Raw genomic sequence first — 13,018 nt, 5'->3', positions numbered from 1 at the left:
CGGATCGTCAAGGAATCTGCGCGCTGACGCCCAGCCCCAGCCAGGGCTCGAGGTGGGCGGGCACGTCCAGCCGGAGCTGACCGCGCAGCGCCTGGTCGTACGGCACCCAGGTGACCCCGACCGCGACCGTCGCTGACCAGCGCCCACGCGCGACGCCGGCCTCGAGGACGCCGTCGAGCCCGAGGCCGTAGCCGACCTTCTCGACCGCGCGGCCGCTGGCGATCTGGACAGCGCTCGCGCGGGTCCGGAGGCCCCCGACGCCGAGCTGGGGGCGGAGCCAGGCCTGACGCGGCAACGCGAAGCGGTGACCGCCCCGGAGCGACAGTAGGCTCTGTGACCACATCGCGCCCGAGGCGCCCGTGTCGACCTCGCCGCCGAGGTCCGCCACGAGCAGGGCGTCGATCGCCGCGCCCGTCACGCCGGCGCCGACCACGACCCGCGCGCCGAGGCCAAAGCTGCCGAGGTTGCCGCGCACGCCGAGGCCGGCCACGGCGAGCGCGCGCCAGCGTCGCGGCGGCCCCGGGACCGGTCGCGGTGGGCCGGGCGGTGGGCCGGGCGGCGTCGCATCCGGCGGCGGGGTCGGCGTCGTCGGGTCGATCGTCGGCGCCGGGCCGAGGCGCATCCAGGTCTTGATCGTCAGCGCGATCGACGCGGCCTCGACGTCGTCGATCGGCGCCGCGATCGCGCGCGCCTGGGTCGCCCCGTCGCGATCGTAGAGCTCGAGCGTGCCGCCGCGGATGGTCGCGACGAAGCCAGCGCCGTGGCTGCGGGCCAGGTCCGCGGCCGACCCCGATGGCGTCGGGACCACGACGACGCGCACCTGCCACGGGTCGAGGCCCGTGGTCACGGCGTCGATCAAGGTCGCGGGCGGCGCGACCAGCACCAGCGTCGGCGGCGGCTGGGCGCGGGCCGGCCCGCTGGCGCCCAGCGCCAGCAGCGCCACCGCGACCGCGACCATCACTCGGGGCACGGGTCCACCACCAGCAGGCTGTCGCGCGAGTACGACACCGACCGGACGACGTCGACGTGCTCGAGCACCGCGCGGTCGATCGCGCTGGTGCGGGCGCCGAAGGGGTACGCGAACGCGCGCACCGGAAACCCGTCCGCGCGCAGCGCCTCGATCGACGGCACGACCTCGTCGGCGAGGTAGGCCGCGAGGCCGCGGTCGTCGACGACCGCGGGGCCGCGCAGGTGGTCGACGCCGTGGGCCTCGATGTCGTGGCCGCGCCGCGCCAGCTCGGCCAGGCCGGCGCGCTCGGCGGCGGTCATCAGGTGGTAGCGCGTGACGAAGAACGTGACGCGCAGGCCGTGGCGGTCGAGCACGTCGGCCGCGGCCAGCCACTCGTCGACGTGGTCGTCGTCGAAGCTGAGCGCGAGGCCGGCGGTCGCGGGCGGCTGATCGGCCAGCTCGCGGTAGGTGACGCCGGCGAGCCCGCGCGCGCGCGCGCCGGCGGCGATCGCGTCGATGCGCGCGAGGTCCGACAGCACCCCCGGGCGGTGGCCGTAGAGCTGGACCACGACGTGATCGTCGCGGGCGCGATCGAGCGCGCCGTCGATCGAGCTGGCGTCCTCGCGCGCCGACCGATCGATCGACGCCGCGCACAGCACGCGCGCGCCGGGGCCCTGGTAGTAGATCTCGTCGACGTCGCGAAGCGGGGTCTGGCAGGCGGCGGCGAGCGTCAGGACCGCGTAGGCTATCGCCCGTCCGTGCTGTCCCCGCGCTCGCTCCCGCCCGCGCTCGTGCTCGTCGCCCTCGGCGCTGCCTCGGCCGCCGCCTCGCCCGGCGCCAGCGTCGGCGCCACCCGGCCGGCCCCGGGCCACGTCACCGTGACCCTGGTCGATCAGCGCAGCCTGATGCGCGGCGTCGTCGGCGAGCCCGTGACGCTCGCGCTCGACGGCGTGGTCGGGCTGACCCCGGACCTCGCGATCGGGGTCAGCCACAGCGCGGCGGCGCAGGGGCTGATGCGCGGCGGCGGAGGACTGTGCAGGGACAGCGCGGCGCACGTGTGCGACGCACTATACGCGGGCGGCTACGTCGATGTGCGCTGGCGGGTCCCGGGCACCGCGGCCGTGACCGGGCTCACCCGCCTGGGCCTCGACGGGGTGTCGCCGTGGAAGCCGGTGGCGCGGCTGGGCGTGATCGCGCGCGGACAGCGCGGGCGCGCGTGGTGGGCGGCCCAGCCGGAGGTCGCCGTGGGCCTCGCCAACCGCGGCAACGGCAACCGCGACGCGCTGCTGGTGCCGGCGTGGGCCGGCCTCACCCTCAGGTCGGTCGAGGTCTGGCTCGAGACCGGCCTGCGCGGTGAGATCGACGGGTTCTCCGAGGCGTTCGAGATCCGGCTCGGCCTCGGCGGCGCCTACCGCTGGCGGGCGCTGACGGTCGGCGCGACCGTCGGGTTCCCGCAGCTGCTCGGGCCGCAGAACACGGCGAACATCCGCGTCGGGTCGCTGTGGCTGTCGTGGTCGCGGTGAGCCGGCGGCTCAGCGCTGCTGCTCGCGGGTCGACAGGAGCCGGATGTCCGGCCAGTCGACCTTGACCCGGTTGAGCTGCCAGTCGTTGCGCGCCAGGAACACCGTCGCGCCGCTGTGATCCTCGGCGGTGTTGTCGCGGTTGCCGTCGGCGAACTTCTTGATCATGCGCGGGTCGTCGGCCTCGACCCAGCGGGCCCGCTCGAACGACGTGCCCTCGAAGATGACCGGCAGGTCGTACTCGGTCCGGATCCGGTCGGCGAGCACGTCGAACTGCAGGCCGCCGACCACGCCGACGATCCAGTCCGAGCCGATCACCATCTTGAACGCCTGGGCCGCGCCCTCCTCGGCCAGCTGCTCGAGCGCGCGGCCGAGGTGCTTGGCCTTCATCGGATCGACCGGCCGGACCCGGCGCAGCAGCTCGGGCGCGAAGCTGGGGATGCCGGTGAAGCGCAGCACCTCGCCCTCGGTCAGCGCGTCGCCGATCCGCAGGCCGCCGTAGTTGGGCACGCCGATGATGTCGCCGGCCCAGGCCTCCTCGGCGAGCTCGCGGGCGTTGGCCTGGAACAGCATCGCGTTGCCGACCGACAGCGTCTTGTCGGTGCGCGGGTTGATGAGCTTCATGCCGCGGGAGAAGTGGCCCGAGGCCAGCCGCACGAACGCGATGCGGTCGCGGTGCTTGGGATCCATGTTCGCCTGGATCTTGAAGACGAAGCCGGTGACCTTGGGCTCGCCCGGGTCGATCGGGCGCTCGATCGACGGCTGGATCCGCGGCGGCGGCGCCAGCTCGGCGATGCCGTCGAGCAGCTCGCGCACGCCGAAGTTGTTGACGGCCGAGCCGAAGAACACCGGCGTCATGTGGCCCTCGCGGTACGACGCGAGGTCGAGCGGCTTGCACAGCCCCCGCACCATCTCGACGTCGGCCCGCAGCTTGGCGACGGCGTGCGCGGGCAGCAGCTGGTCGAGCTTGGGGTCGCCGAGGCCCTCGCAGACGATCGCCTCCTGGATGTACTCGCCCTTGCTGCGCTCCATCAGGTGCAGCTGATCGCCGCGCAGGTCGTAGCAGCCGCGGAAGCCCTGGCCCATGCCGATCGGCCAGGTCGCCGGGGTCACGTCGAGCGCGAGCGTCTGCTCGATCTCGTCGAGCAGCTCGAACGGGTCGCGGCCCTCGCGGTCGAGCTTGTTGATGAACGTCACGATCGGCACGTCGCGCATGCGACACACCTCGAACAGCTTGCGGGTCTGGGACTCGATGCCCTTGGCGGCGTCGATCACCATCACCGCCGAGTCGACCGCGGTCAGCGTCCGGTAGGTGTCCTCGGAGAAGTCCTGGTGGCCGGGCGTGTCGAGCAGGTTGAAGGTCCGGTCGGCGTAGTCGAAGGTCATCACCGACGTCGTCACCGAGATGCCGCGCTCGCGCTCGACCTTCATCCAGTCGGAGGTGGCCCGCCGGCGATCGCCGCGGGCCTTGACCGCGCCGGCCAGCTGGATCGCGCCGCCGAACAGCAGCAGCTTCTCGGTCAGCGTGGTCTTGCCGGCGTCGGGGTGGGCGATGATCGCGAACGTGCGTCGGCGGGCGACCTCGGGCGGCAGGGCGGACATGGCGGCGCAATCTACGCGCCCTGGCCGCCCGGCGCCAATGGTGTAGCCTCGTCAGGTGGACGATCGCGAACCCCTGACCATCGCCCAAGCCGAGGCCCTCCTCGACGGCCTGCCCCTGGTCGCCGCCATGGGTGGCCAGATGAACGACATCAAGGCCGTGCGGGAGCGGTGCCTGGCCGCCGGGATCCCCGTGCTGATGGGCTGCCCCGGCGGCGGCGGCGGTGGTTGAGGGACCAAGACGCACCTCCTGGTCGAGGAGGACGATGTCCCGGCGATCGCGACGCTCCTGGCCGATGACTGGCACTCCAGCCTGGCCCGGAGGGCCTGGTCCCGGCCGCCGCCGACGCCAGCGCCTGCCCGGCGTGCGGCTCGGCCGGCGAGTTGACCACCAGCGGCGAGTGCCCCGACTGCGGCCTCGTGCTCGGGTAGCCCGCCGCACCGAGGTCGCGCGCGCGGCGCCGTCGGCGATGAGGCCTGCCCGGCGCTGACCGGGTGGGATACCATCGCGCCAATGCGGTCCTTCCTCGGTGCGCTCGCGCTCGTGTGCTCGGCGGCGGTGTCAGGGTGCGGCGGCTGCGACACGCCCGGCCGCGGCGGGCCCGACGGCAGCGACGGCGCCGGGCTGTGCGGCGGCGTGGCCTGCGCCGCCGATCAGGTGTGTCGCTACGACACCTGCGTCGCCCCGCCGAGCGCCTGCGTCGACGGCCGCTGCCCCGGCGATCTCCACTGCGACACCACCGCGGGCGAGTGCCTGCCGTGGGGCGTCGGGCCCGGCGGCGCCTTCGACAGCGCGTGCGTGCGCGAGGTGGTCCCGGGGGTGTTCTTCCCGGGCGCGCAGTGCGAGTGGCTGGGGCCGCCGGCCGGCGACGCGTTCCCCGATCACAAGAACGTGCTGGGCTCGCCGATGGTGGCCGACCTCGGCATCGGCAGCGGCGAGTTCACGAGCCCGTCGATCGTGTTCATCTCGTACAACTTCACCGACGGTGGCGCCGAGTCGTGCCAGGGCACCAACCCGGCCTACTTCGGCGTGCTGCGCATCATCGACGGCGCCACCTGCGCTCAGCTCGCGACCCTGCCCGACCCGATCATCGCCGCGCAGTCGGTGGCGATCGCCGACCTCGGCGGCCGCGACGCGCGGCCCGAGATCGTCGCGGCGCGCCAGGACGGTGGCCTGATCGCGTTCACCCGCATGATCGACGGCTCCTGGGGCGTGCTGTGGTCGTCGGCCGACAACTACGGCGACGCGTTCTGCAACTGGACCGGGCTGGCGATCCACGATCTCGATGACGACGGCGTGCCCGAGATCCTGTACCAGGGCGCGGTCTACTCGAACGCGGGCGTCCTGCTCAACACGCCGATCCCGCCGACCAGCCTCGAGCCGCGCTCGACCGGCTACATCCCGGTCGTGGCCGACGTCGACAACGACGGCGCGCCCGAGCTGGTCAGCGGCGCGACGATCTACGACTGGGATCGCGCGACCACCGAGTGGGTGCCGGCCCAGGCCATCGGCGGGGTCAACGGCCGGGTCGCGGTGGCCGACCTCGGCACGTTCGGCCCGGATCCCGGCGCCGACGATCGCGGCGCCCTCGACGGCGCCGCCGAGATCGTCGTCGTCAACGTGGGCCTGGTCCACGCCTACACCCTCGGCGGCCGCGAGCTCTTCACCGGCGCGCTGCAGGGCGCGCCGGCCGGCAACGGCGGCCCGCCGACCTTGGCCGACTTCGACGGCGACGGCCGGGTCGAGATCGCGTCGGCCGGCGGCGCCGCGTACACGGTGTTCGATCCCGACTGCGTCGCCGGCGCGCCCGCGACCGTCTGCGCCAGCGGCCGCGCCGACGGCATCCTGTGGACCCAGCCGTCGCAGGACCTGTCGTCGAACGTGACCGGCTCGTCGGTGTTCGACTTCGAGGGCGACGGCCGCGCCGAGGTGGTCTACGCCGACGAGTGCTTCACCCGGGTCTACGACGGCACCACCGGGCAGGTGGTCTACTCGCGGTTCCGGCGCTCGTGCACCTGGTACGAGAACCCGACGGTCGCCGACGTCGACGCCGACTTCAACGCCGAGATCGTCGTCAACAGCAACGCCAACTGCACCCAGATCGTGTGCCCGGCGCTCGACCCGATCTTCGACGGCGTCCAGTGCCTCGACGGCTCGGACTGCCCGACCGGCACGACCTGCGGCCGCGACCAGCCCGGCGACGCGCTCGGCAAGTGCCGGTGCGCGCTCGACGCCGACTGCGGCGGCGACGGCTTCGTGTGCCGCGACCCGATCGCCGGACCGTCGGCGATCGGCATGGTGTGCCGGGCCGAGAACCCGGGCGTCAACACCGCCTACGGCGTGCGCGTCATCGCCGACCGCGTCGACCGCTGGGTCAGCACCCGGCCGATCTGGAACCAGCACGCGTACAGCGTCACCAACGTCGACGACAACGGCGTCGTGCCGCGGACCTCGCAGTGGCTGCGCAACTGGCGCCAGCCCGGGCTCAACAACTTCCGCCAGAACAGCCAGGGCACCGGCCTGCCGCCGGGCGCGTCGCCCGACCTCACCGTCCACGGCGCCGCGGTCACGTGCGTCCCCGGCGGCGCCCGCGTCACCGCCAACGTCTGCAACCGCGGCACCGAGCCCGTGGCCCGCGGCCTGACCGTGTCGGTCTACGGCGGCGATCCGCCGGGCGCGCTCGGCTGCCAGGTCCAGACCACCGGCACGCTGGTGCCGGGCGCGTGCGTGGACGTCAGCTGCGACTGGCCAGCGGCCGGCAGCGTCGGCACGATCATCGTCGACGATCGCGGCATGCAGGTGGGCTCGAACCTCGAGTGTCGCGAGGACAACAACGCGCTGGTCGTGACCGGCATCGACTGCCCGGTCGGGCCGTGACGCCGGGGCCGGTCAGCGGCGCGGGCGCAGGCTGAGCGACTCGAGCAAGAGGCCGTGGGCGCGGCCGGCCTCGGTCGCGCGCCGCTCGGCCGGCGAGTCGGCGACGGTCGCGACGATCGGCGGCGCCGGCACGCGCGCGGCGTAGTCGCGCCAGATCCGCGGATCGGCGCGGCAGTCGAACGCGCGGCACGGCGCCGGGCGCTGGTCGTAGCAGCTGCACGCGTGGTCGCGCTGGTGCACGCACCGGCCGGTGTCGTCCTGGCGGATCAGGTACGGCTGGCCGTGGTCCCAGCGGACGACCCCCTCGTCGAGATCCTGGCTCGAGAGCGCGAACGACAGCGTGCAGCACCGGGCCTCGCAGATCGGCAAGAGCTCGAGGCACGGCGGGCCGCCGTCGTCGGCGACGATCGCGTACTTGTCGTGGGCGTCGCCGAGGTGGACCCGGCCGGGGCCGTTGGCGTCGGCGGTGGCGATCGCCCGGACCAGCTCGGCCGCGCGCGCGTCGACCGCGGCCTCGAGCGCGGTCGGATCTGGCGCGCCCGCCGCCACCTGCTCGCCCAGCGCGACCACCCGCGCCGCGAGCGCGTGCAGATCGGACCGCAGCTCCTCGACCGCCAGCAGCGTCGCCCGGGCGGTGCGGATCAGCTCGGCCGCGGTCGCGGGCTCGTCGTCGCGCACGTCGCGCACGCGCCTAGAAGTCGAAGCCCGTGGCGACGGTGAACGTCTGCTGCGCCGCCGACTGATCGGGCGAGTCGCAGTTGGTCGTCGTCGCCGCGAGCGTGCACTCGACGTCGGTCGGCCGATCGTCGACCGAGGTGCCGGCCATCGCGTAGCTGCCCTCGAACGTGATCGCGAAGACGTAGTAGCGGAGCTTGGCGCCGAAGAAGATCCGGTGGCGCAGGATGTCGTCCTGATCCTTGAAGACGAAGTCGAGGTCGCGATCGCCCATGTTGGCCGGGTCGAGGCCGTCGACGTTGGGCGTCGGATCGATCACCTCGGACCGCGGCACGATGATCAGCGCGTTGTAGCCGAAGTACGGGTTGGCGTTCCAGGTGCCGCCGACGCCGAACTGCTTGCCGATCGACGCGTCGAGCGAGATGATCGTGAGATCGAGGTCCTTCTGGCCCATCAGGCGCGAGATGCCGCCGCGCACCGCCAGCGACGGGATCGGCAGGTCGTGGTAGCCCTCGTGCAGCGCCACCTTGGCGTAGCCCTGCGCGGTCCACAGCCGCGAGTTCATCAGGTGGACCGCGCCGGCGCCGAACTCGAGCGAGGGCACCGGGAACCACATGCCCTTGCGCACGAACAGGCCCAGGTTCTGGAGCTGGCGCTCGCCGTGGGCGCCGGTGCCGACGCCGGTCGGATCGGGCGAGGCCTGGAGCGTCCGCCAGTAGCTGGCGCTGCTCGAGATCGAGGTCCACGACAGGTCGGCCGAGAACTGGAAGCCGCCGAAGCCGAGCGTGTCGGCCGGGGTCGACAGCCGCGGCGCCAGCGCCACGCCCAGCTCGCTGACCAGCGATCGGAACTCGAGGTTCTGGCCGACCGAGCGCATGCCCGTGCCGCCGTCGCTGACCAGGTTGGCCAGGCGACCGAGCACGAGGTCGTTGTCCCCGGCGGCGGCGGCGCCGGGCGCGACCACCAGGGCCGACAGCATCACGATGACGTTACGCCGCATTACCGGGAGCGTAGGGCGCGGCGGTCCGTCTCGTCAACTCGCGACCGCCGCTGTAGGGTGGCGGCGTGACCAGCTACACCAGCCTGCTCGTGGTCTCCGGCGCGGTCGCCCGCGTCACCCTGAACCGCCCCGACAAGCGCAACCCGATCGGCCCCGCCACCTGCGGCGAGCTGGTCCACGCGCTGACCGCGCTGCGCGACGACCCCGCGGTGCGCGCGATCGTGCTGACCGGCGCCGGCTCGGCGTTCTCGGCCGGCGGCGATCTGGCCGCGATGGGCGGGGGCGGCGCCGACGGCGTGCCGCCGGCGTCGCTGGTCGACCTGTTCACGACCATGCACGCGCTGGGCAAGCCGATCATCGCGATGGTCAACGGCCACGCCCTCGCTGGCGGGCTCGGCCTGATGGTGGCGTGCGACCTGGCGATCGCCGCCGACACCGCGACCTTCGGCACCACCGAGATCCAGGTCGGGCTGTGGCCCATGATGATCACCGCCGAGCTGGTCCGCAACGTCGGCCGCAAGCGCACGCTCGAGATGATGCTGACCGGGCTGCGCCTCGACGCGGCCGAGGCCCTGGCGATCGGCCTGATCAACCGGGTGGTGCCCGCGGCTGAGCTCGAGGCCGAGACCGCCAAGCTGGCCGACGATCTCGCCAGCAAGAGCCCCGCGGCGATCGGCCTGGGGCTGCGCGCGTTCTACCGCTCGGCCGATCTCGATCACGAGCCGGCGCTGCGGTACCTGGAGGGCGAGCTGGCGCGGGTGCTGGCGCTCGAGGACGCGCGCGAGGGCATCGCGGCGTTCCTCGGCAAGCGCGCGCCGGTGTGGAAGGGCCGCTGACCGATCACGCGGCCCGGGCCCGCAGCCACGCCAGCAGCGCGCGGTCCTCGGGCTCGGCCGCGGCGATCGCGATCTCGACCGGCGCCCACGCCGGATCGGGCGCGCCCGCGGTGGCGAGCTCGATCGCGGTCAGGAGCGTCCGGGTCCAGCCGTTGGCCGCGGCCTCGGCCCGATCGATCGCGGCGATCAGGTCGGCCGCGGTGGCGCGGTCGCCGAGGCCGACCTCGAGCGCGGCCAGGATCAGCGACGCCACCACCGGCGGGTGCTTGCCGAACCGCCGCCGCGCCACCGCGTAGGCCCGGCGCGCCGCGTCGCGGGCGCCGTCGGCGTCGCCGAGCTGCACGCGCACGTTGGCGAGGTTGCACCAGCCGCGGAACTCGGCGTCGCCGTAGCCGTGGCACTCGGCGAGCTCGATCGCGGCGGCGCAGTCGGCGGCGGCCTGGGCCGGCGCGCCCAGCGCGATGCCGTAGTTGATGCGGTTGAACAGGCCGACGGTCTCGTGGAAGACGTCGCCGCGAGCGCGGGTCATCGCCAGGGCCTCGTCGACCAGGGCCAGCCCGCCGGCGGCGTCGCCGCGGCGGCGCCGGGTCGCGCCGAGCATGAAGCGCGCGCCGACCGCGACCGGGTAGTCGTCGACCTGGTCGGCCAGCGCCAGCGCGCGCACCAGCAGCGGCTCGGCCAGCTCGGGCCGCTCCTGGCGCATCCGCACCACCCCCAGCCAGCTCGCCAGCCGGGCGGCGGTGGCGTCGGGCACGCCGGCCTCGGCCAGCGCCGCGGCCGCCTCGACGGCGGCGGCCGACTCGGCCATCCAGTCGGCGAAGTCGCACACCGCCGCGTCGGCCACCAGCGCCTCGATCTCGAGCACGCGCGCGCCGGCCCCGCGGGCGGCGGCGCGGACCTCGGCCAGATCGGCGCGAGCGCCCTCGAACCGCGACAGCGGGCCGCGGACCCGGGCCCGCTCGAGCCGGGCCTCGGCGGCGGCCAGCGGCGCGACCGGATCGAGCAGCGCGATCGCGTGGGTCGCGAGGCGCTCGGCCTCGACGTAGGCGACCCGCGCGGCGGCGTGCCGGGCGAGGGTCAGGAACGCGCGCCCGGCGATCGCCGGCTCGGCGCAGCCGGGGCCGTGGTGCGCGAGGCGCTCGAGCCGCTCGATCGCGGCGCCGGGCTCGGCGTCGTCCGCGGCGTGCCAGTGGTCGAAGGCGGCGCGGTGGATCTGGCGACGGTCGTCGTCGACGAGCTGCGCGCACGCGGCCTCGGCCAGGCCCGGGCTCGCGGCCGCCAGGGTCGGCCCGCGGCGCTGGAGCCAGCCGTGCCGCTCGAGCCAGGACAGGCCCGACCCGGGGTCGATCGCGATCGCGCCCCGCGGCAAGCGCGCGGCGATGGCCTCGACCTCGGCGGCGTCGAAGCGCGGCCCGAGCAGCGCGGCCAGGCAGTAGAGCTCGGCCAGCCCGGCCGGCAGCGTCGCCAGCGCGCGCGCGGCGCGCCAGGCCTGGTCGGGCTCGAGCGCGACCAGGTCGATCTCGTCGGCGGCGACGTACCACTCGTCGCTGTCGGGGTGCGGGCGCACCAGGCCGCCGTGGTGGAGCTCGCGCGCGATCGCGACCAGCGCGCCGGGGTTGCCGTGGGCGCGGGCGGCCAGGCGCTCGATCAGCGGCGCCGGCACGCGCACCGCCGGCAGCAGCAGCCGGCGCACGAGCCGGTGCGCGAGCTCGCGCGGCAGCGGCGGCAGCTGGTAGGTCAGGCCCTCGACGCCGTCGCCCCAGCCAGGGCGCGCGCGCGTCAGCCCGGGATCGGTCGCGACGACGATCGCGACCCGGCCGCGCGGCCACGCGGCGGCGGTGAGCAGCGCGTCGAGGACCTCGTCCTCGATCCAGTGGCCGTCGTCGACCAGCGCCACGATCCCCTCGTCGCCGGCCGCGCGCAGCCCGGGCAGGACGGCGTCGGCGTCGAGCGCCCGTGCGAGCTGTGCGCCGACGTGACCGCGGGCCGCCAGGGTCGGCGCGCCGCCGACCCGGACCGTGCGCCAGCGCCGCGCCCGCGCGATCGTCGCGAGCTCGTCGAGCAGCCGGGTCTTGCCGAGGCCAGGGTCGCCGACGATCGTGATCAAGCGTGGGCGCGCGTCGGTCTGGCCCGCGTCGATGGCCGCGACCACGTCGGCGATCAGGCCGTCGCGCGCCAGCAGGTCGGGCACCGTCTGGGCGGCCGAGCCGGCCTGGGCGCCGCGCTCGATCACGCGCCGGAAGCCGGGGTGGGTCGCGCAGTCCTCGCACGCGAGGCCCGGCGCGTTGACGTCGGCGGTGAGCACCAGGCCGGTCCACGGCGCCCGCGGGATCCACCCGTCGGCGCGGTCGACCGCGTCGCCGAACAGCCGCACGCCGGCGCCGCGCTGGCGCGCGTCGACGGTCCCGGTGTGGATCGCGATCGGCACCTGCTCGCGACCCAGCTCGCGCGCGACCGCGAGCGCCGCGGCCAGCGGCGCCTCGTGGTCGAGCCAGGTGAACGCCGCCAGCGTGCCCGCCGGGCGCTCGCGCACCAGGCGGCCGCGGTGCGCGCCGACGATCCGCGCGGTGGCCAGGCGATCGCGCGACGCGATCCACACCAGCGCCGCTGGTCCCCGGTCGCGCCGCGGCGCGGGCACCGCCGCCGGCGTGGCCGCGACCGAGGTCGACAGCCGCGCCATCGTCGCGCGGATCGTGGCGACGTCGGGCCGGCGCGCGGGCGCCTTGGCCAGGCACGCGGCGATCAGCTCGTCGAGCTCGGGCGCCACCGCCGCGAGCTCGCCGGCCCGTGGCGGCCGGCACAGCTGGTGGCCGTACTCGACGGTGGGCCGATCGCCGACGAACGGCGGGCGCCGCGTGACCAGCTCGAAGCCGATCACGCCCAGCGCGTAGGCGTCGGTGGCGGGCGTGAGCGCGTCGCCGCCGAGCTGCTCGGGCGCGAGGTAGTGCAGCGTGCCGCCGCCGGCGGCGCCCGGCGGCCGCTGGCCGTGGAGCGTGGCCAGGCCGAAGTCGAGGATCCGGACGCCGGCGTCGGTGACGATCACGTTCTCGGGCTTGAGGTCGCCGTGGACCACGCCGCGGGCGTGGAGCCGCGCGACGGCCTCGGCGAGCTGCGCGAGGATCGCGAGCGGGTCGGGCAGCGGCGCGGTCATCAGCGCCGCCAGGGTCGGGCCGCGGAGGCGCTCGAGGTCGAGGTAGGGCCAGCCGTCGACCGCGCCGCGGCCGAGCAGCCGCGGCGCCACGTCGCCGGCGAGCTCGTCGAGCACCGCGGCCTCGTGGGCGAAGCGGTGCCGGAGATCGACGTCGCGCCAGCGGCCCCACTTGATCACGCGCGCGTCGCTGACCGCGAACACCTGCGCCGAGCCACCGACGGCCAGCGCCGGTCCGGGCGCGACGTCGGGCAAGGTCGCCGGCGGCGCGGTCGGCAGCGGCTCGCCGCCGGGCAGCTCGATCGCGCCGTGGTCCTCACAGCCCAGCGAGGCCGCGACACGTCGCCAGCAGCGGGGGCACCTCATGAGCGTGGTCCTGACACCAGGGTCGCGCGTCTGGTCGTCACCGTCGA

10 protein-coding genes are annotated in these 13,018 nt (G+C 75.2%); 4 read left to right on the top strand and 6 right to left on the bottom strand.

Annotation, left to right across the window (positions count from 1 at the left end; all coding sequences use genetic code 11):
* Positions 1-7 precede the first annotated feature (7 nt).
* Both IPL61_18405 and IPL61_18400 read right to left on the bottom strand, forming a co-directional pair.
* The gene (locus tag IPL61_18405; protein ID MBK9033214.1) at positions 8-970 is read right to left on the bottom strand and encodes a hypothetical protein; all 963 of its coding nucleotides are present in this window, start codon (positions 968-970) and stop codon (positions 8-10) included.
* Positions 958-1,608 carry a polysaccharide deacetylase family protein gene (locus tag IPL61_18400; GenBank protein MBK9033213.1) on the bottom strand — a complete coding sequence of 217 codons (651 nt, stop codon included), beginning with the start codon at positions 1,606-1,608 and terminating at the stop codon, positions 958-960. The genes IPL61_18405 and IPL61_18400 overlap by 13 nt, the downstream gene beginning before the upstream one ends.
* Positions 1,609-1,707: 99 nt before the next feature.
* Between IPL61_18400 and IPL61_18395 the strand changes: the two genes are divergently transcribed.
* Positions 1,708-2,472, top strand: a complete 765-nt coding sequence (locus IPL61_18395; protein MBK9033212.1) for a hypothetical protein — start codon at positions 1,708-1,710, stop codon at positions 2,470-2,472.
* Positions 2,473-2,481: 9 nt separating this feature from the next.
* Here the strand turns inward: IPL61_18395 and IPL61_18390 are convergent, their stop codons facing one another.
* Complete coding sequence (locus IPL61_18390) at positions 2,482-4,071, bottom strand: peptide chain release factor 3 (protein MBK9033211.1); 1,590 nt, start codon at positions 4,069-4,071, stop codon at positions 2,482-2,484.
* 55 nt (positions 4,072-4,126) lie between these two features.
* Between IPL61_18390 and IPL61_18385 the strand changes: the two genes are divergently transcribed.
* Together IPL61_18385 and IPL61_18380 are read left to right on the top strand one after the other, a co-directional pair.
* Complete coding sequence (locus tag IPL61_18385; protein ID MBK9033210.1) at positions 4,127-4,300, top strand: hypothetical protein; 174 nt, start codon at positions 4,127-4,129, stop codon at positions 4,298-4,300.
* A 282-nt stretch (positions 4,301-4,582) separates the two neighbouring features.
* Positions 4,583-6,946 (top strand): VCBS repeat-containing protein, encoded by a 2,364-nt coding sequence (locus tag IPL61_18380; GenBank protein ID MBK9033209.1) that lies wholly within the window; start codon positions 4,583-4,585, stop codon positions 6,944-6,946.
* 12 nt (positions 6,947-6,958) lie between these two features.
* Here IPL61_18380 and IPL61_18375 read toward each other — a convergent pair whose 3' ends face one another.
* Positions 6,959-7,633 (bottom strand): hypothetical protein, encoded by a 675-nt coding sequence (locus IPL61_18375; GenBank protein MBK9033208.1) that lies wholly within the window; start codon positions 7,631-7,633, stop codon positions 6,959-6,961.
* A 4-nt stretch (positions 7,634-7,637) separates the two neighbouring features.
* The gene (locus tag IPL61_18370) at positions 7,638-8,621 is read right to left on the bottom strand and encodes a hypothetical protein (protein ID MBK9033207.1); all 984 of its coding nucleotides are present in this window, start codon (positions 8,619-8,621) and stop codon (positions 7,638-7,640) included.
* Positions 8,622-8,686: 65 nt separating this feature from the next.
* Here IPL61_18370 and IPL61_18365 point away from each other — a divergent pair, with 65 nt between their 5' ends.
* Positions 8,687-9,457, top strand: a complete 771-nt coding sequence (locus IPL61_18365) for an enoyl-CoA hydratase/isomerase family protein (GenBank protein MBK9033206.1) — start codon at positions 8,687-8,689, stop codon at positions 9,455-9,457.
* 4 nt (positions 9,458-9,461) lie between these two features.
* Here IPL61_18365 and IPL61_18360 read toward each other — a convergent pair whose 3' ends face one another.
* Positions 9,462-12,971, bottom strand: coding sequence for a protein kinase (locus IPL61_18360; protein ID MBK9033205.1), 3,510 nt, complete (start codon positions 12,969-12,971; stop codon positions 9,462-9,464).
* Positions 12,972-13,018 lie beyond the last annotated feature (47 nt).

It is taken from the genome of Myxococcales bacterium, from assembly GCA_016717005.1.
GTDB lineage: Bacteria > Myxococcota_A > Polyangia > Haliangiales > Haliangiaceae > UBA2376.
This window is presented reverse-complemented; position numbering and strand designations above follow the sequence as displayed.

Bases quoted from the DNA above. Each gene is read 5' to 3' on its own strand.
- IPL61_18390 (MBK9033211.1), bottom strand. From the start codon at position 4,071: ATGTCCGCCCTGCCGCCCGAGGTCGCCCGCCGACGCACGTTCGCGATC.
- IPL61_18380 (MBK9033209.1), top strand. From the start codon at position 4,583: ATGCGGTCCTTCCTCGGTGCGCTCGCGCTCGTGTGCTCGGCGGCGGTG.
- IPL61_18370 (MBK9033207.1), bottom strand. From the start codon at position 8,621: ATGCGGCGTAACGTCATCGTGATGCTGTCGGCCCTGGTGGTCGCGCCC.
- IPL61_18360 (MBK9033205.1), bottom strand. From the start codon at position 12,971: ATGAGGTGCCCCCGCTGCTGGCGACGTGTCGCGGCCTCGCTGGGCTGT.